This is a genomic window from Streptomyces sp. NPDC102406, assembly GCF_044765725.1.
Lineage (GTDB): Bacteria > Actinomycetota > Actinomycetes > Streptomycetales > Streptomycetaceae > Streptomyces.
Genome location: NZ_JBIWKP010000001.1, coordinates 1,725,227 through 1,742,202 on the forward strand (window position 1 = coordinate 1,725,227; position 16,976 = coordinate 1,742,202).

The following is a 16,976-nucleotide window of genomic DNA, read 5'->3' on the forward strand; positions in this document are numbered from 1 at the left end:
CATGGCAACGCTTGAAATCCGAGACCTGCACGTCACCGTCGAGGCCGACAACGCCACGAAGGAGATCCTCAAGGGCGTCGACCTCACCGTGAAGCAGGGCGAGACGCACGCCATCATGGGCCCTAACGGCTCGGGCAAGTCGACCCTCGCCTACTCCATCGCGGGTCACCCCAAGTACACGATCACGCAGGGCACCGTCACCCTCGACGGCGAGGACGTCCTGGAGATGTCCGTCGACGAGCGCGCCCGCGCCGGCATGTTCCTCGCCATGCAGTACCCGGTCGAGGTCCCCGGCGTCTCGGTCTCCAACTTCCTGCGCTCCTCCGCCACCGCCATCCGCGGCGAGGCCCCCAAGCTGCGTACCTGGGTGAAGGAGGTCAAGGGCGCGATGGAGACCCTCCAGATGGACCCGGCCTTCGCCGAGCGCAACGTGAACGAGGGCTTCTCCGGCGGTGAGAAGAAGCGCCACGAGATCCTCCAGATGGAGCTCCTCAAGCCGAAGATCGCGATCCTCGACGAGACCGACTCCGGCCTCGATGTCGACGCGCTCCGCCAGGTCTCCGACGGCGTCAACCGCGTCCGCGAGACCGGTGAGGTCGGCACCCTGCTGATCACGCACTACACGCGCATCCTGCGCTACATCAAGCCGGACTTCGTGCACGTCTTCTCGGCGGGCAGGATCGTCGAGTCCGGCGGCCCCGAGCTGGCCGACACCCTCGAGGCCGAGGGCTACGAGAAGTACACGAAGGGTGGCGTATCTGCGTGACGCAGCTGCCGGGCCTCCTTGATACAGAGGCGATCCGCAAGGACTTCCCGATCCTCGACCGGGTGCTCCACGACGGCAAGAAGCTCGTGTACCTGGACAACGCGGCGACGAGCCAGACGCCGCGCCAGGTCCTCGACGTCATCGACGAGTACTACACGCAGCACAACGCCAACGTCCACCGCGGCGTCCACGTGCTGGCCGAGGAGGCCACGGCGCTGTACGAGGGCGCGCGCGACAAGGTCGCCGCGTTCATCAACGCGCCGAGCCGCGACGAGGTCATCTTCACGAAGAACGCCTCGGAGTCGCTCAACCTCGTCGCCAACATGCTGGGCTGGGCCGACGAGCCGTACAAGGTCGATCACGAGACCGAGATCGTCATCACGGAGATGGAGCACCACTCCAACATCGTCCCGTGGCAGCTGCTCTCGCAGCGCACCGGCGCGAAGCTGAAGTGGTTCGGCCTGACCGACGACGGCCGGCTCGACCTGTCGAACATCGATGAGGTCATCACCGAGAAGACGAAGATCGTCTCGTTCGTCCTCGTCTCGAACATCCTCGGTACCCACAACCCGGTCGAGGCCATCGTGCGCCGCGCCCAGGAGGTGGGCGCGCTCGTCCTCATCGACGCCTCGCAGGCCGCGCCGCACATGCCGCTGGACGTGCAGGCGCTCCAGGCCGACTTCGTGGCCTTCACCGGCCACAAGATGTGCGGCCCGACCGGCATCGGTGTGCTGTGGGGCCGGCAGGAGCTCCTGGAGGACCTGCCGCCGTTCCTCGGTGGCGGCGAGATGATCGAGACCGTCTCGATGCACTCCTCGACGTACGCTCCCGCGCCGCACAAGTTCGAGGCCGGCACGCCGCCGATCTCGCAGGCCATCGGCCTCGGCGCGGCGATCGACTACCTGAGCGCGATCGGCATGGAGAACGTCCTGCGCCACGAGCAGGCGCTCACCGAGTACGCCGTGAAGCGGTTCCAGGAGGTCCCGGACCTCAGGATCATCGGCCCGACGACGGCCGAGGAGCGCGGCGCCGCGATCTCCTTCACGCTCGGCGACATCCACCCGCACGACGTGGGCCAGGTCCTCGACGAGCAGGGCATCGCGGTGCGGGTCGGTCACCACTGCGCGCGGCCGGTCTGCCTGCGGTACGGAATTCCTGCGACCACGCGAGCGTCGTTCTATCTGTACTCCACGCCCGGCGAGATCGACGCTCTGGTCGACGGCCTGGAGCACGTACGGAACTTCTTCGGCTGACCGCGGGACGGATGGGACAGGAAACGTGAAGCTGGATTCCATGTACCAGGAAGTCATCCTGGACCATTACAAGCACCCGCACGGCCGGGGCTTGCGGGACGGCGACGCCGAGGTGCATCACGTCAATCCGACGTGCGGCGACGAGATCACGCTGCGCGTCAAGTACGACGGCGAGAAGATCGAGGACGTGTCGTACGAGGGCCAGGGCTGTTCCATCAGCCAGGCCTCGGCCTCCGTCCTCAACGATCTGCTGGTCGGCAAGGAGCTGTCCGACGCGCAGAAGATCCAGGAGACCTTCCTGGAGCTGATGCAGTCCAAGGGACAGGTCGAGCCGGACGACTCCATGGAGGAGCTGCTCGAGGACGCGGTCGCGTTCGCGGGCGTCTCCAAGTACCCGGCCCGAGTCAAGTGCGCCCTCCTGAGCTGGATGGCGTGGAAGGACGCGACGGCCCAGGCCTTCGCGAAGGAGGCGAAGACCGCATGAGTGACAGCACGGCAGTGGAGATGAAGCCGGCCTCCGAGGAGGAGGTCCGCGAGGCGCTGTACGACGTCGTCGACCCCGAGCTGGGCATCGACGTCGTCAACCTGGGCCTGATCTACGGCATCCACATCGACGACGCGAACATCGCGACGATCGACATGACGCTGACGTCCGCGGCCTGCCCGCTGACCGACGTCATCGAGGACCAGGCCAAGTCCGCGACCGACGGCATCGTCAACGAACTGCGGATCAACTGGGTCTGGATGCCCCCGTGGGGCCCGGACAAGATCACGGACGACGGCCGCGAGCAGCTTCGGGCGCTCGGCTTCAACGTCTGAGACGGACCACGCGCGCACGTACGCGATCGGCCCCGGCGGGTTTCCCGCCGGGGCCGATTCCCGTTCCGGCGCCCGCTGTTCGGCCGCCGTACGCGTGATCGATACGCGGCGTTGGCGCGCGGAGCGGAACCTTCCCGTCGACATCAGGCCGACGAAGGAGCCCCCGTGCCCGCAGTGCCGCACCGTTCCCCGCGTACCCGCCACGCGGCCGTCACCGCTGCCGGTGGCCTGCTGACGCTGGCCGTCGTCGGCGGCCATGTCCCGGCGAGCGCCGCCGCCACGGCCACGCCCACGATCGCGCTGTCGGCCGCCTACCTCGGCGGAGCCGTCGGCGGGACCGGCGAGCCGACGGTCACCGTGAAGATCGCGCAGAGCGGCACCGACGCCTCCGCGCTCACCGTCACCGCGAGCGCCAGCAGCAGGACGTCCGTCGCCCGGCCCGCCGACGTGACCGTCAGCGGCACCGGGGCCACCCGCACCGTCGCCGTCGCCGCGCGCGGCCAGGGGTACACCGACCTGACGCTGAAGGTGACCGGCAGCGGCGGCGCGTCGGCCACCACCAAGCTGCACTTCGCCGCGTCCGCGGCCGTGCGGAACGCCGCCGACACGCGGTACTTCACCGGCTCCAGCGACGCCTCCGCCGCCGTCGACGTGGGCGGCGGCTATGTCGTCGTGGCCGACGACGAGTCCAACGTGCTGCGCCTGTACAACGGCTCGGTCTCCGGGGCACCGGTGCGGACCTGGGACTTCTCCGGCGCACTCGGCGTCGACAAGGAGGTCGACATCGAGGGTGCCGCCCGCGTCGGCGACCTCGTCTACTGGACCGGATCGCTCGGCAACAACAAGGACGGCGAGTACAAGGCCGCCCGCAACACCGTCTTCACCACCTCGGTGAGCGGCAGCGGGGCCGCCACGCAGCTCACGTACGCGCACTCCTACAAGAAGCTGCGCGACCAGCTCGTGGCGTGGGACGAGGACCACGGGGACCGGTACGGGTTCGCCGCGGGGACCGCGGACGGACAGGCGCCCAAGCAGATCGACGGGTTCAACGTGGAGGGTCTGGAATTCGCGCCCGGGTCGACCTCCACCGCGTACCTCGGTTTCCGCGCGCCGCTCGTGCCGCCGAAGGAGGGCGGCAAGGGGCTCCTCGTGCCCGTCACCAATGTCGACAAGGTGCTCGCCAGTGGGGCGGCCCCGGTCTTCGGTACGCCCGTCGAGCTCGACCTGGGCGGGCTCGCCGTGCGCGACCTGCGCAAGAACTCCGCCGGCCAGTATCTGATCCTGGCCGGCAGTTGGGCCGCCGACGACAACTCCGACCCCTACGCCCTGTACACGTGGGACGGCGTCGCGGGGCACGCGCCCGTCAAGACGGCCGACCTGCCGACCGACGACCCCGGCGGCTGGGAGGCGATCGTCTCCGTGCCGGACCTGTCCCTGCCCGGGCAGCGCGCCCAGCTCGTCACCGACAACGGCTCGGCCGACCTGTACGGCGACGGCACCGAGGCCAAGGACCTCGACCACGACGAGTGGAAGAAGTCCCGCGCGGCCCTGTTCACCGTCTCCTGAGGCGCCCCCGACGAGAGACTGGCCCGCATGACCGTCACCTGGTACCAGACCGTCGTCGACGCCCATGACCCGCGCGCACTCGCCCGCTTCTGGTGCGGGGTCCTCGACTGGCACGTGCTCTACGAGGACGACGACGAGGTCGTCATCGGGCGGGACGCCGCGGCGCTGCCGGGGCTGTGCTTCGTCCCGGTACCCGAGTCCAAGGCCGTGAAGAACCGGCTGCACATCGACCTCAGCCCCGACGACCGGGACGCCGAGGTGGAGCGGATCACCGCGCTCGGGGCGCGACGGATCGACGTGGGGCAGGGAGCCGACGCCACCTGGGTCACCCTCGCCGACCCCGAGGGCAACGAGTTCTGCGTGCTGCGGCCGAAGAGGACGCTGCTGGACTGACCCAGGGAGACCGACGCTTGTGTACGGTCGTACGCAACGCTATGTACACTTGTACGCATGGGATACGTGCTGCTGGCCGGGGCCATCGCCGCGGAGGTGGGCGCCACCACGGCCATGAAGTACAGCGAGGGCTTCAGCAGGCTCTGGCCCTCGCTGATCACCGTCGCCGGGTATGTGATCGCGTTCGCGCTGCTCGCCCAGACCCTCAAGACCGTGCAGGTCGGCACCGCGTACGCGATCTGGGCCGGTGCCGGCACCGCCGTCATCGCCGCGATCGGCATGATCTTCCTCGGCGAGGGGCTGAACCTCGCCAAGATCGCGGGGATCGTGCTCGTCATCGGTGGCGTCGTGCTCCTCAATGTGGGCGGGGCGCACTGATGGCCCGGCGCTACGACCCCGAGCGGCGGCAGCGGATCATCGACGCCGCGATCCGTGTCGTCGGGGCGAAGGGCATCGGCGGGCTCAGCCACCGCAGCGTCGCGGCGGAGGCCGATGTGCCGCTGGGCTCCACGACGTACCACTTCGCTACGCTCGACGAGCTGATGGTCGCCGCGCTGCGCCAGGCCAACGAGGGGTTCGCGAAGTACGTCGCGGACCACGCCGGGCTCCTCGACCCGGGCAGCGACCTGCCGGGGGAGCTCGCGCAGGTGCTGGGCGAGTGGCTGGCCGGGGACCGGGTGGGCGTGGAGCTGGAGTACGAGCTGTACCTCGCCGCGCTGCGCAGGCCCGCGCTGCGGCCGGTGGCCGCCGAGTGGTGCCAGGAGCTGGCCGAGGTCGTCGCCCGCCGCACCGACCCCGTCACCGCGCGGGCACTCGTCGCGCTGCTCGACGGGATCTCGCTCCAGGTGCTGCTGACGGGGGCGGAGTACGACGCCGGGTACACGCGGGAGATGCTGGGCCGGCTCATCCCGTAGTTCGGGTAGTTCGGGTAGTTCGGGTAGTTCGGGAGCTGAGACGGGGGCGCCGCCGGTTCGCCTCGGCGGGGGCGGGCCGATTAGGTTTGCCTCCATGACCGACACCACCACTGCTTCGCGTTCCACCGGCGCCGTCGCCACCGGCCTCGCCACCGTCACCGCCGACGGCACCGTTCTCGACACCTGGTTCCCCGCCCCCGAGCTGGTCGCCGAGCCCGGCCCGGCCGGCTCCGAGCGGCTGTCCGCCGAGAAGGCCGTGGAACTGCTCGGCGAAGGCGCCGCCAAGGCCGTCGGCCCGGACGCCCGCCGCGGCGTGGAGATCGTCGCCGTCCGTACGGTCATCGCCTCCCTCGACGACAAGCCGCTCGACGCCCACGACGTCTACCTGCGCCTGCACCTGCTCAGCCACCGCCTGGTCAAGCCGCACGGCGTGAACCTGGAGGGCCAGTTCGGCTTCCTCGCCAACGTCGCCTGGACCTCGCTCGGCCCGGTCGCCGTCGACGACGTCGAGAAGGTACGGCTCAACGCCCGCGCCGAGGGCCTGCACCTCCAGGTCACCTCCATCGACAAGTTCCCGCGCATGACCGACTACGTCGCCCCCAAGGGCGTCCGCATCGCCGACGCCGACCGCGTTCGCCTCGGCGCGCACCTCGCCGAGGGCACCACGGTCATGCACGAGGGCTTCGTGAACTTCAACGCGGGCACGCTCGGCACGTCGATGGTCGAGGGCCGCATCTCGGCCGGCGTCGTCGTCGGCGACGGCTCCGACATCGGCGGCGGCGCCTCCACCATGGGCACCCTCTCCGGCGGCGGCAACGTCCGCATCGTCATCGGCGAGCGCTGCCTCATCGGCGCCGAGGCGGGCGTGGGCATCGCGCTCGGCGACGAGTGCGTGGTCGAGGCCGGCCTCTACGTCACCGCGGGCACCCGCGTGACCATGCCCGACGGCCAGATCGTCAAGGCCCGCGAACTCTCCGGCGCCTCGAACATCCTCTTCCGCCGCAACTCCGTCACCGGCACGGTGGAGGCCCGGCCGAACAACGCGGTGTGGGGCGGGCTGAACGAGGTCCTGCACAGCCACAACTGAGCCCCCGCGGACCTCACCGACGAACCCCGGCTCACGACGCGTTGACCAGCGCGTCGTGGGCCGTTCGCAGGGTGTGGGTCGTGGTGGGGGGGTGCCGGGAGCAGTGGGGGGCGGGGCGGGCCGCCGCCGGGGAGGGACAGGGCGGTGAGGAGGGCCTTCGTCGTCACCGTGCCGGGCAGGCCCGCGTTCATCATCAGGTCGGTCAGCGGGATGGTGAGTCGCTGGTGGCGGGCGGCCAGGGCCGTGTCGCCCGCGTCGTACGCGTCGATGATCGCCCGGAACGCGCCGGGCACGACGTTCGCCACCGTGGAGACGTAGCCCGCGCCGCCGAGGGCGTACAGCGCGAGGACGTACTCGTCGCAGCCCGTGTAGTACGCGAGGTCCGTCGCGGCCATGACCTTCTGGGTGCCGAGCAGGTCGTACGCGCAATCCTTCACGGCGACGACGCGCGGGTGGTCCGACAGGCGCAGCAGGGTGTCCGGTTCGATGCGGGTGCCGGTGCGGCCGGGGATGTCGTACAGCATCAGCGGCAGGTCCGTCGCGTCGGCCAGGTCGCGGAAGTGCGCCTCGACGGCGTCCTGTGGCGGGCGGCTGTAGTACGGGGTCGCTGCCAACAGGCCGTCGGCGCCCGCCTGCTGAGCCTGCCGGGCCAGCTCCCGCGTATGACGGGTGTCGGCTGTGCCGACGCCCGTGAGGACGGACGCCCGGCCGGCGGCGGCTTCCCGTACTGCCCGTACCAGGTCCGCCTTCTCGGCGTCCGTCGTCGTCGGGGACTCGCCGGTCGTGCCGGACAGGACGAGGCCGTCGCAGCCCTCGGTGACGAGCCGGTCGGCCAGCTTCTGCGCGGCGTCCAGGTCGAGGGCGCCGTCCTCGGTGAAGGGCGTGACCATGGCGCACAGGGCGCGGCCGAAGGGGGCGGCGTGGGTGTGGGTCATGGGGGGAGTGTCGGGTGTTGCACCGTGAAGCTCCACTTAAATTCGCTACGAGATGGGGCGGAGCAACGCTGAAGGTTACGGGGGAAGAGGGGCGCTTTCCAGTCCTTTTTCGTGATTTTTGGCCGAGAGGAAGTCTTCAGGTGGCGCGTCCGGGCTCCGATGAACTAACGGAAGATGCCGCCCAGTTCATAAGAGGTCCGTGGTGCGAGACGTGGCGACCGCCCTGGCCATGCCCCTGCTGATGTGCGCGGGTGGGATCTATGCGGCGGGCGACACGTGGTGGCGGCGCAGACGCGGGACGAGCCCGGACCGTGCGGCGCAGCGGGCGGTCGCCGTGGCCGAGGCGATGGTGGCCGACGAGTACGCGCTGCTCGTCGCCGACGGGGAGGGCGCCGAACGCCGGGCGGTCCTCATGCGGCGGCCCGAGCAGTCGTAGCCGTCCGCCGGTGCCGGGCCCGTGGGCCCGGCACCGGCGGACGGTGTGCGCTACGGGCGCAGGCGCAGCACCTGCGGGTCGTGGTCGCTGATCTGGTCGTGGAACTCGCTGTTGATGTGCACGCTGTCGTAGCGGAACGCGGCCTTCTTCCTGATCGAGGGGCTGATCAGGATTTGGTCGAGGACCTGGCTGTTGCCCTGGTAGTCGTAGGTGTAACGCTCGGCGCGCGGCAGCGACTTGATCGCCGACCAGAGCGCTCCGCCCTCTTCAAGGCGCTGCGCCGTGCCGGAGAACTCGAAGTCGTTGATGTCGCCGAGCGCGATCACGTCGGCGTTCCGCTCGACCTTGAGGACGGACTTCACGAAGGCGTTCACGGCTGTCGCCTGCGCGTGGCGCTGGGTCTCCGAGCTGCGCGCGGGCGGCTGGTACTGCGAGGTCAGGCCCTGGTCGCCGCCCTTCGACGCGAAGTGGTTGGCGATGACGAAGACGGTCCTGCCGCGGAAGGTGAACTCGCCCGCGAGCGGCTTGCGGCTGTTCTTCCAGGCCTCGTTCGCCGGGTCGATCCGGCCGGGGGAGGCGGTGAGCGCGGCCTTGCCGTGGCTGCGGGTCACACCGACGGGCGTCGTGGCGTCGCCGCCCGCGCGGTCCGTGAACGACACCCGCTCGGGGTTGAAGAGGAACACCTGGCGGATGTTGCCGCCGGGCTCGCCGCCGTCGCTGCCGTCGACCGGGTCGATGGAGCGCCAGTCGTACCGGGGGCCGCCCGCCGCGACGACCGCGTCGATCAGCTTGGTGACGGTCACGTCGGCGGCGACCGTGCCGTCGTTCTTCGCGCCGTTGTTGTCCTGGATCTCCTCCAGGGACACGATGTCGGGCGACTTCAGGTTGCGGACGATCGCCGCCGCGTGCTCCTCGAACGTGGCGTCCGTCGGGTCCAGGTTCTCGACGTTGTACGTCGCCACGGCCAGCTCGCCGGACTTCTGCGCCCGCGTCGTCTCCCGGGCGAGCCCGGACTGCTTCAGCGCGCCCAACTCCCGTGCCACGAGGGTGTATCCGCCGAACTGGTTGTAGTCGAGCGGTCCTTCGGTGGCGCCGGTGAGGACGTCGCCGACGTTCGCCGCGGGGAAGTCGGCGACCGCGCCGAGCGACTGGATCTGGAGGCGGCCGGTGTTCTGCGAGGCGTACGAGCCGTACCGGGCGCCGCCCCGCGCGGTCGGGTGCTCGCCGGGCTTGACCGTGACCCACAGCTCCGCGTACGGGTCGGTGGCGGTGACGACGCGCGAGGAGCCGATCCGTATGTTCTGGCCCTCAAGGGACTCGTAGTAGTCCAGGGCGTACGCGGCCGGTCGCAGCGGCAGGGCGTTGACCGAGCCGTTCGCCGCCGGGTCGCCCGCGGGCGCGTAGGCGGCGGGGACGGACGTGGCGTCGACCTTCGTGACGGGCACCGGGTTGCCGGACGAGACCACGGCCACCGTCGGTTTGGTGATCTCGGTGAGCGACTGGTTGCCGGACGAGGCGCCGCCGGGCACGTACTCGGTCACCGTGCCGGAGACCGTCACCGCGTCGCCCACCTTCACGGTCGGCGCGGAACCGGTGAAGACGAAGACGCCCTCACTGGTGGCCGGGTCGTCGTCGGGCGTCGTGTCCTGGAGCCAGAAGCCCCGGGAGGAGCCGTACGTCCTGACCCCGGTCACCACACCGGCCACGCCCGTCACCTGCTGACCGGCGAGCGGGGACGTCCGGGTGGTGCCCTGGATGTCGTGGACGGCGGCGGTGGCGGCGGCGTGCGCGGGGCCCGTCGCGACGACGGCGTACGTGGCGCAGCAGGCCGTGGTGACGGCGAGCGCGGCGAGACGGGAGCGGGAGTACACGGACTGCGCGGGCTTGCTCGGCAAGGGGATCCCTCCGGGGACGTGCGAGTGGCGAGCGCCGGGACGAGGGTGGCTCTCTGTGATCTGCGGGTCCTGCTACGGCGTTCTGTGGCCGTTCAGAGCCTTCTACGCGCGTCAATCTCTGTCCTGGGCCGGGGAGTTGTCAAGGTCTCGGGGGTGTCCGCGGGCCGACCGAAACCTGACGGGTACATGAACTGGGCGGCAAAGGGTCAAATCCGTCTAGGCTGAGCGGTCGCAACGTACGCCCTTGAGGAGAACCAGCCGATGTCAGACAGCCTCCCCCTGCCGCCGGTCCGGCTGCCCGCCGAAGCGGAGCTGGCGCGGGACGCCCTCGCCACCCCCCTTCTGTCGCGCGCGGTGCGGCTCGCCCGCTGGGCCGGGCCCGACACCCGGGTCGGCGCCGGCGGTGAACTCGTCGAGGAGCAGTTGCCCGCCGCCGCGGCCGAGCTGGGCCTGAGCGGCGACGACGCCGTCGCCCACGCGAGCGAGGCGTGGAACGTCGCCGTCGACACCGGCCTGATCGAGGTCGTGGACGAGGACGCCGAGGGGGGCGGCACCGTCACCGTCGGCGCGGAGCTCACCACCCTCACCTCCGGCGGGCCCGCCGACGTGCTCGGCCTGTGGCTCGCCGCGCTCGACACGTCGATCGCCGACGCCACCGTGCCCGACCTGGACGACCTCATGGGCGCCATGGAGGAGGGCGGCGAGATCGACTTCTCGCAGCTCGAATGGGACCCCGAGGCGGAGACCGAGTTCCTGGAGGGCGTGCTCGGCAACCTGTACCTGCTGACCGTCAGCGAGGGCGGCGCGGGCGACGGACCCGTGCCGCTGCCCGCGCTCGCCGCGTCGATGATCGTGCCCGACGACATGGGGGAGCCGACCGACGACATCCTGGAGCAGGTGTCGGACGCGATGATGCGCCTCGACGACCAGTTCCGGCTGCTCGAACCGGTCGGGCTCGTGGAGTTCCAGCCGGTCGACGAGGCGCTGATGGCCGAGGCCGACGAGGTGCCCGTCGAGTCCGTGGAGTCCGTGGACGAGGCCGATGTCGCCCGGTACGGCATGGTGCGGCTCACCCCGCTCGGACTGTTCGGGATCCGCTCGCGGCTGCTGGAGGCCGGAGTGGCGGCGCCCGCGGTCGGCGACCTCGTCGACAAGGGCGCCGACATGCTCCTCGACGGCACGTCCGCGTTCCCGCAGGCGGCGGCGCAGGCCGAGATCGAGCAGTGGCTCGCACGGCGTGAACCGCTCGGCGCCGCGAGGGAGTTGCTGGCGGCGGCGCGCGGCGGCGACGAGGGCGCGCCGCTGCGCAGGCTCCGCTGCCAGCAGGCGCTCTCGCTGGTCGGCGCGGAGGCCGAACCGGCGCTGCGTGAGGTCCTCGACGACGCCGAGCTGGGCGGCCTCGCCCGGGTCTGGCTCGCCGAGCACGGCGCGGTCGACGTGCCCGCGCCCTCGCAGGACCTCGTCTTCTGGCTGACGGTCGACACGATCGCCGCGCAGCTCTCCCTGGAGGGCAACTCGGACGAGCTCCAGGCCCTGGTCGAGGGCCTCGCCGAGCAGCACAGCGGGTTCTTCTCGGCGGCGTGGCGGGTGGAGCACCCCGCCACGGCCGACGTCCTGGAGGCGATGGGCCGTCTCCACCCGAACAAGAAGGTGGCCAAGGAGGCCCGCAAGGCCGCCTTCAAGGCGCGTTCGGCACAGGGCTGACCTCTCCCGGCATGGCCGGACTCCCGCTGTGGTGACGGGAGTTCGGCCCCGGTGCGGGCAGGCGCCTCAGGTGCGGGTCAGCACAGGTGCCGCGTCGTGTGCTCGAACGACGAGGTCGCGCCGTCGAAGCCGTACGTGCCCCGCCTGAGTGCGTGGTCCCTACGCCTCGTCGTCCGCCCCGCTCCGGGAGTGGACCTCACCGATCGCGAGTACGCGTACCGGCACCCCGTCGAGCGCGTCGGGAACCACGTCGTGCGCACCGAGCCGGTCGCGGGGCACCTTCCGGGTGACGAAGACGACGATCACGTCCTCGCCCGAGCCCTCGTCCTTGCCGGTGCCGACTCCGGTGACATGGGCCAGCCGCAACAGCCGGCTCTCATGGAGATCGCGTGCCTGGCGTGCGTCCACTGGGCTCGCCACCCCCTGGGCGGGTGATGCTGTGCTGCGGGTAGTGCCTGTCTATTGCCGTACGACAAGGTGGTCAAGGCGTCCCGCGCGAAATGCCCGCAAGCGGGCCCCTGGACGTAGGGCGGCGTTCAACCGCCGTTCAGGCGAGGACGGGAACGTGTGGCCGAAACCGGGTCCGTCATCGTTCACCGTCAGCAGGAGACAGCCACCATGTCACTCTCTCGCAGGGACTTCGCCAGACGCTCCGCCGTCACCGGAGCGGGCGTCGCCCTCGCAGGGTCCGTCGGCGCCCTCGCCACGGCGCCGGGCGCGCTCGCCGCCACCGACGACGCCGAGACCGTCGAGGCCGCGGGGCACGGCCACGGCCACCACGGCGGCCACCACGGCGCCGGCTACGGTCCGCTGCGCTCCGACCCCAAGGGCATCCTCGCGCTGCCCGCCGGATTCTCGTACAAGGTCATCACCTACAGCGGGAAGACCAAGCTGGAGTCCGGCGAGTTCACGCCGTCCAACCACGACGGCACCTCCACCTTCGAGGGGCCGCGCGGCACCACCCTCCTCGTCAACAACCACGAGCTGGCCGGCGCCCGCGCCAACTGGCCGCACCCGGTGCCGCTCACCGAGGGCCTCGTCTACGACCCGATGGCCGCCGGCGGCTGCACGGTCGTCGAGGTGCGCCGCGGCGGCGAGGTCGCCGAATGGGTCGGCATCGCCGGCACCGCCACCAACTGCGCGGGCGGCAACACCCCCTGGGGCACCTGGCTGACCTGCGAGGAGACCGAGGACAAGGCCGGGAAGAACGGTTTCACCAAGGACCACGGCTACGTCTTCGAGGTCGACCCCGCCGACCGCCGCGCCAACCGCGACCCCAAGCCGATCAAGGCGCTCGGCCGCTATGCCCACGAGGCCGTCGTCGTCGACCCCAAGCGCGGGCACCTGCTGCTGACCGAGGACGCCTCGGGCCCCAACGGCCTGCTCTACCGCTGGGTCCCGCCGCACGGCTTCCACCACGGCCGTGGCAAGCTGCGCACCCTCGCCGACGACGCGGGTGTCCTCCAGGCCTTCAAGTGCTTCGACTCCGGCGGCCGGTTCGTCGACGACCTGTCCCGCGCCACGAAGATCGGCACGGTCTACGGCGTGGACTGGGTGGACGTCCCCGACCGCGACGCCAAGACCGTCTCCACGCGCAAGCAGTTCAAGGACGGCGAGGTCACCCGCGCCCGCAAGCTGGAGGGCATGTGGTGGGCGGACGGCGGCGCCTACGTCGTCGCCTCGTTCGCCCGTGACGAGAGCCCCGTCGCCCACGACGGACAGGTCTGGTTCTACGACCCCAAGCGCCGCACGCTGACCCTCAAGGTGCTGCTCGGCGTCAACGCCGACCCCTCGGTCGACGGTGCCTTCGACGGCCCGGACAACATCACCGTCTCCCCGTACGGCGGCCTGGTCATCGCCGAGGACGGCGAGGGCGTCCAGCACCTGTTCGGCGCGACCGAGCGCGGCAACACCTACCCGATCGCGCGCAACGAGCTGAACATCGGCACCGCGGAGGAGCCGGAGTACAGCGAGTTCACCGGCGTCACGTTCTCGCCGGACGGGCGCACCCTGTACGCCAACATCCAGACGCCCGGCATCATGCTGGCGATCACCGGCCCCTGGAAGCGCCAGCGCTGACGGGCGGCCGACGGCGGGCGCCGCGCACACCCGTGTGCGCGGCGCTCAGCCCAGCGGGTCCACCGGCGGCGCCTCCCGTTCGGCGGCGATCCGGTGGACCCGGCCCCTCACCGCGAACCAGCCGCCGGTCAGGGCGAGCGCGACGGGGACGAGCAGCAGCACCGTGTCGCGGCCGGGACCGTCGGTGTCGAACCACATCATCACGAGCACGGCCAGCAGGAACGCGATCGTCGTCAGTTCGATCCACGGCGAGGCCCACAGCCGGAACGCGGGCCGTCGCACCAGCCCCTGCCTCGCCCGGCGCACGAACACCAGATGGCAGAGCATGATCATGCACCAGGTGGAGATGACGCCGAGCGAGGCCACGTTCGTGACGATCCCGAACGCGTCGTCGGGCAGCCACGCGTTGAGCGCGACCCCGAGCAGCGCCACCGTCGACGTCAGCAGGATGCCCGCGTACGGGACATGGCTGCGGCTCATCCGCGCGGTGAAGGAGGGAGCGGATCCGGCCATCGCCATGGAGCGGAGGATGCGCCCGGTCGTGTAGAGACCGGAGTTGAGGGACGACATCGCCGCCGTGAGCACGACGAGGTTCATGATGCCGCCCGCCGCCGGGACCCCGATCCTCGACAGCGCCGTGACGAACGGGGACTGGTCCGCCGAATACGCCGTCCACGGCAGCAGCAGTGTCAGCATCACGATCGAGCCGACGTAGAAGATGCCCACCCGCCACATGATCGAGTTCACGGCCTTCGGCACGACCGTCGCCGGATCGGCCGTCTCCCCGGCCGTCACGCCGACCATCTCGACCGCCGAGTAGGCGAAGATCACCGTCTGTGTGATGAGGACGACCGGCAGTACGCCCATCGGGAACCAGCCGCCGTGGTCGCCGATGAGCGACAGGCCGGGGGTGTGGCCGTCGACCTCCTTGCGGGAGACCAGGAAGAAGATGCCCACCAGCAGGAACACCACGATCGCGGTGACCTTGACGATGGCGAACCAGAACTCCGTCTCGCCGAAACTCTTCACCGAGACCAGGTTCACGGTCAGCACGACCGCGAGCGCGATCGCCGCGAGCACCCACTGCGGGACCGAGGTGAACACCGACCAGTAGTGCACGTACAGCGCGATCGCTGTGATGTCGGCCATCCCGGTGGTCGCCCAGTTCAGCACGTACATCCAGCCCGCGACGTACGCGCCCTGCTCGCCCAGGAACTCGCGGGCGTAGCTCACGAAGGAGCCCGAGGAGGGCCGGTGCACGACCAGTTCACCAAGGGCCCGCACCACGAAGAACGCGAACACCCCGCACACCGCGTACGCGATCGCCAGCGCCGGTCCCGCCTTGGTGAGGTTGCCGCCCGCGCCGAGGAAGAGACCCGTGCCGATCGCGCCGCCGATCGCGATCATGCTGATGTGCCGTGGCTTGAGCGCCTTGCTGTACCCGAGGTCGCCCGCGTCGGCGACGCCCTCGGCGGTGGTCGGATCGTCCGGTGCGGTTTTGTGCGAAGAGTCTTTTTTGTGCAGGTTCACGCCGGAAACTCTCGCATTCGAGTGGCATCCTGGTCGGCGCCGCCAGAAAAGTCTTGGGTAAGGGAACGGTAAAGCGGAGTCGCTCGTTACCCCTGGCATGACAGTTATGACGCCCGGCTCGAACATCCCCCTCACGGCGCAGCGTGTGGTGGTGGACGTCTCGGCCCCCGTGCGGCTCGACGTCTCGGGCCTGCTGCTCGCCGCCGACGGCAAGGTGCGCTCGGACGACGACTTCATCTTCTTCAACCAGCCCGCGGGCCCCGGCGTGACCTACACGTCGGGCGGCGGCACGAGCCCCGACTCGATCACGGTGGACACCGCCGCCGTCCCGGCGGGCATCGAGAAGATCGTCGTCACCGCCAGCCCCGACGCGGCGGGTCAGACCTTCCAGGGCATCGAGCCCACCGCAACCGTCCGTGACGCGGCCAACGGCTCGGTCCTGGCCACGTTCACGCCCCCGCAGCTCGGCACGGAGACGGCGCTGGTCATCATGGAGATCTACCTGCGCAACGGGGCGTGGAAGGCCCGCGCCGTCGGCCAGGGCTACGCCGAAGGACTGGCCGGTATCGCCACCGACTTCGGCGTCTCGGTCGAGGAACCGGCCGCGCCCGCCGCCCCGCCCGTCGCAGCCCCCGCGGCCACCCCTGCCGCCGCCGTGCCCTCCATGCCCGCCCCGACCACCCCGCCGGTCGACCCGCGGCTGGCGCCGCCCCCGCCGCAGGCCGCGCCCCCGGCCGCCGCGCCCGCCGCCCCGGCCCCGGGCTCGGGCAAGATCAACCTGGACAAGGGCCGGGTCTCCCTCCAGAAGAACCAGACGGTGTCCCTGGTCAAGGGCGGCAAGCCGCTGCTGAGCCAGGTCAAGATGGGCCTCGGCTGGGAGCCCGCGTTCCGCGGCAAGGACATCGACCTGGACGCGTCGGTCATCGCGTACGGGCCGCAGCGCAACCACATCGACAGTTGCTACTTCGGCAAGCTCTCGATCGTGAACGGCGCCATCAAGCACTCCGGCGACAACCTCACGGGTGAGGGCGGCGGTGACGACGAGGTGATCGTCGTCGACCTGGGCCGCCTGCCGCAGGACGTCACGGGCCTGGTCTTCACGGTGAACTCGTTCTCGGGCCAGAAGTTCACGGAGGTCGCCAAGGCGTACTGCCGCCTCCTGGACGCGGCGACCGGCGAGGAGCTGGTCCGCTTCGACCTGACGAACGCGGAGTCGCAGACGGGCGTGATGATGGCGAAGCTCATCAAGCAGTTCTCCGGTGAGTGGGAGATGACGGCGATGGGCGACTTCGTGAAGTCGCGCACGGTGCGCGGCATGGTCAAGCCCGCCGCCCAGGCGCTCTGACGCCCGGCGCCCGGCGTCAGCGCCGGTTGCGCGGGTGGTCGCGGGCCTGCCGCTCGTTGCCCCGGCGGTAGTTGCCGGTCCAGCGGGCCATGACCACCTGCGCGTCCCCGGCGGCCACCTCGGTCAGGAACCGCTCGGCCCGCGCACCGCGCAGCACGCCCGCGTCGCGCCCGGCGTGGCTGATCGTGACGCTGCCGTCGGCGCGCTCGGTGTAGGTGAATCCCTGTGGTCTCGGCACGGTCGGAGCGTAGAGC

17 protein-coding genes and 1 pseudogene are annotated in these 16,976 nt (G+C 70.8%); 13 read left to right on the top strand and 5 right to left on the bottom strand.

Going from position 1 to position 16,976, the window contains the following annotated elements:
* Position 1: 1 nt before the first annotated feature.
* The 9 genes from sufC to dapD all read left to right on the top strand — a co-directional run bounded on the left by sufC (position 2) and on the right by dapD (position 6,798).
* Positions 2-766, top strand: a complete 765-nt coding sequence (gene sufC, locus ACIRF8_RS07895) for a Fe-S cluster assembly ATPase SufC (protein WP_266720902.1) — start codon at positions 2-4, stop codon at positions 764-766.
* Complete coding sequence (locus ACIRF8_RS07900) at positions 763-2,019, top strand: cysteine desulfurase (RefSeq protein ID WP_404211937.1); 1,257 nt, start codon at positions 763-765, stop codon at positions 2,017-2,019. Before sufC ends, ACIRF8_RS07900 begins: the two co-directional genes overlap by 4 nt.
* A 25-nt stretch (positions 2,020-2,044) precedes the next feature.
* Entirely contained in the window at positions 2,045-2,503 is a 459-nt protein-coding gene (gene sufU / locus ACIRF8_RS07905) for a Fe-S cluster assembly sulfur transfer protein SufU (protein WP_404211939.1), read from the top strand.
* Positions 2,500-2,838, top strand: coding sequence for a metal-sulfur cluster assembly factor (locus ACIRF8_RS07910; RefSeq protein WP_361081375.1), 339 nt, complete (start codon positions 2,500-2,502; stop codon positions 2,836-2,838). The genes sufU and ACIRF8_RS07910 overlap by 4 nt, the downstream gene beginning before the upstream one ends.
* Before the next feature lie 165 nt (positions 2,839-3,003).
* Positions 3,004-4,404 (top strand): hypothetical protein, encoded by a 1,401-nt coding sequence (locus tag ACIRF8_RS07915; protein WP_404211941.1) that lies wholly within the window; start codon positions 3,004-3,006, stop codon positions 4,402-4,404.
* A 27-nt stretch (positions 4,405-4,431) separates the two neighbouring features.
* A complete protein-coding gene (locus tag ACIRF8_RS07920; RefSeq protein ID WP_404211943.1) occupies positions 4,432-4,797 on the top strand; it encodes a VOC family protein in 366 nt (121 codons plus the stop codon).
* A gap of 57 nt (positions 4,798-4,854) precedes the next feature.
* The gene (locus ACIRF8_RS07925; RefSeq protein WP_404211945.1) at positions 4,855-5,175 is read left to right on the top strand and encodes a DMT family transporter; all 321 of its coding nucleotides are present in this window, start codon (positions 4,855-4,857) and stop codon (positions 5,173-5,175) included.
* The gene (locus ACIRF8_RS07930; protein WP_404211947.1) at positions 5,175-5,711 is read left to right on the top strand and encodes a TetR/AcrR family transcriptional regulator; all 537 of its coding nucleotides are present in this window, start codon (positions 5,175-5,177) and stop codon (positions 5,709-5,711) included. Before ACIRF8_RS07925 ends, ACIRF8_RS07930 begins: the two co-directional genes overlap by 1 nt.
* A 94-nt stretch (positions 5,712-5,805) precedes the next feature.
* Positions 5,806-6,798: a 2,3,4,5-tetrahydropyridine-2,6-dicarboxylate N-succinyltransferase gene (gene dapD / locus ACIRF8_RS07935; protein WP_404211949.1), complete on the top strand. Its 993-nt coding sequence runs from the start codon at positions 5,806-5,808 to the stop codon at positions 6,796-6,798.
* 26 nt (positions 6,799-6,824) lie between these two features.
* Here the strand turns inward: dapD and dapA are convergent.
* Positions 6,825-7,733: pseudogene (gene dapA / locus ACIRF8_RS07940) on the bottom strand (4-hydroxy-tetrahydrodipicolinate synthase); the annotation flags it as partial.
* A gap of 211 nt (positions 7,734-7,944) precedes the next feature.
* Between dapA and ACIRF8_RS07945 the strand changes: the two are divergent.
* Complete coding sequence (locus tag ACIRF8_RS07945) at positions 7,945-8,169, top strand: hypothetical protein (protein WP_404211951.1); 225 nt, start codon at positions 7,945-7,947, stop codon at positions 8,167-8,169.
* A gap of 50 nt (positions 8,170-8,219) precedes the next feature.
* Here the strand turns inward: ACIRF8_RS07945 and ACIRF8_RS07950 are convergent, their stop codons facing one another.
* Positions 8,220-10,064 carry an endonuclease/exonuclease/phosphatase family protein gene (locus ACIRF8_RS07950; protein WP_404211953.1) on the bottom strand — a complete coding sequence of 615 codons (1,845 nt, stop codon included), beginning with the start codon at positions 10,062-10,064 and terminating at the stop codon, positions 8,220-8,222.
* A 261-nt stretch (positions 10,065-10,325) separates the two neighbouring features.
* Here ACIRF8_RS07950 and ACIRF8_RS07955 point away from each other — a divergent pair, with 261 nt between their 5' ends.
* Positions 10,326-11,768: a hypothetical protein gene (locus ACIRF8_RS07955; protein WP_404211955.1), complete on the top strand. Its 1,443-nt coding sequence runs from the start codon at positions 10,326-10,328 to the stop codon at positions 11,766-11,768.
* Between the two features lie 159 nt (positions 11,769-11,927).
* Here the strand turns inward: ACIRF8_RS07955 and ACIRF8_RS07960 are convergent, their stop codons facing one another.
* Positions 11,928-12,176 carry a hypothetical protein gene (locus tag ACIRF8_RS07960; RefSeq protein ID WP_404211957.1) on the bottom strand — a complete coding sequence of 83 codons (249 nt, stop codon included), beginning with the start codon at positions 12,174-12,176 and terminating at the stop codon, positions 11,928-11,930.
* 210 nt (positions 12,177-12,386) lie between these two features.
* On the opposite strand from ACIRF8_RS07960, the gene ACIRF8_RS07965 reads away from it, so the two are divergent.
* Positions 12,387-13,847 carry an alkaline phosphatase PhoX gene (locus ACIRF8_RS07965; RefSeq protein WP_404211959.1) on the top strand — a complete coding sequence of 487 codons (1,461 nt, stop codon included), beginning with the start codon at positions 12,387-12,389 and terminating at the stop codon, positions 13,845-13,847.
* Between the two features lie 45 nt (positions 13,848-13,892).
* Here ACIRF8_RS07965 and ACIRF8_RS07970 read toward each other — a convergent pair whose 3' ends face one another.
* The gene (locus tag ACIRF8_RS07970) at positions 13,893-15,371 is read right to left on the bottom strand and encodes an amino acid permease (RefSeq protein WP_404212349.1); all 1,479 of its coding nucleotides are present in this window, start codon (positions 15,369-15,371) and stop codon (positions 13,893-13,895) included.
* 112 nt (positions 15,372-15,483) lie between these two features.
* Here ACIRF8_RS07970 and ACIRF8_RS07975 point away from each other — a divergent pair, with 112 nt between their 5' ends.
* Entirely contained in the window at positions 15,484-16,722 is a 1,239-nt protein-coding gene (locus ACIRF8_RS07975; protein WP_404212351.1) for a TerD family protein, read from the top strand.
* A 16-nt stretch (positions 16,723-16,738) separates the two neighbouring features.
* Here the strand turns inward: ACIRF8_RS07975 and ACIRF8_RS07980 are convergent, their stop codons facing one another.
* Positions 16,739-16,960 carry a hypothetical protein gene (locus tag ACIRF8_RS07980; RefSeq protein WP_404211961.1) on the bottom strand — a complete coding sequence of 74 codons (222 nt, stop codon included), beginning with the start codon at positions 16,958-16,960 and terminating at the stop codon, positions 16,739-16,741.
* Positions 16,961-16,976 lie beyond the last annotated feature (16 nt).

Excerpts from the sequence above, each read along its gene's own strand:
- sufC (WP_266720902.1), top strand. The coding sequence starts at position 2 with ATGGCAACGCTTGAAATCCGAGACCTGCACGTCACCGTCGAGGCCGAC.
- ACIRF8_RS07910 (WP_361081375.1), top strand. The coding sequence starts at position 2,500 with ATGAGTGACAGCACGGCAGTGGAGATGAAGCCGGCCTCCGAGGAGGAG.
- ACIRF8_RS07920 (WP_404211943.1), top strand. The coding sequence starts at position 4,432 with ATGACCGTCACCTGGTACCAGACCGTCGTCGACGCCCATGACCCGCGC.
- ACIRF8_RS07925 (WP_404211945.1), top strand. The coding sequence starts at position 4,855 with ATGGGATACGTGCTGCTGGCCGGGGCCATCGCCGCGGAGGTGGGCGCC.
- ACIRF8_RS07930 (WP_404211947.1), top strand. The coding sequence starts at position 5,175 with ATGGCCCGGCGCTACGACCCCGAGCGGCGGCAGCGGATCATCGACGCC.
- dapD (WP_404211949.1), top strand. The coding sequence starts at position 5,806 with ATGACCGACACCACCACTGCTTCGCGTTCCACCGGCGCCGTCGCCACC.
- ACIRF8_RS07955 (WP_404211955.1), top strand. The coding sequence starts at position 10,326 with ATGTCAGACAGCCTCCCCCTGCCGCCGGTCCGGCTGCCCGCCGAAGCG.
- ACIRF8_RS07965 (WP_404211959.1), top strand. The coding sequence starts at position 12,387 with ATGTCACTCTCTCGCAGGGACTTCGCCAGACGCTCCGCCGTCACCGGA.
- ACIRF8_RS07975 (WP_404212351.1), top strand. The coding sequence starts at position 15,484 with ATGACGCCCGGCTCGAACATCCCCCTCACGGCGCAGCGTGTGGTGGTG.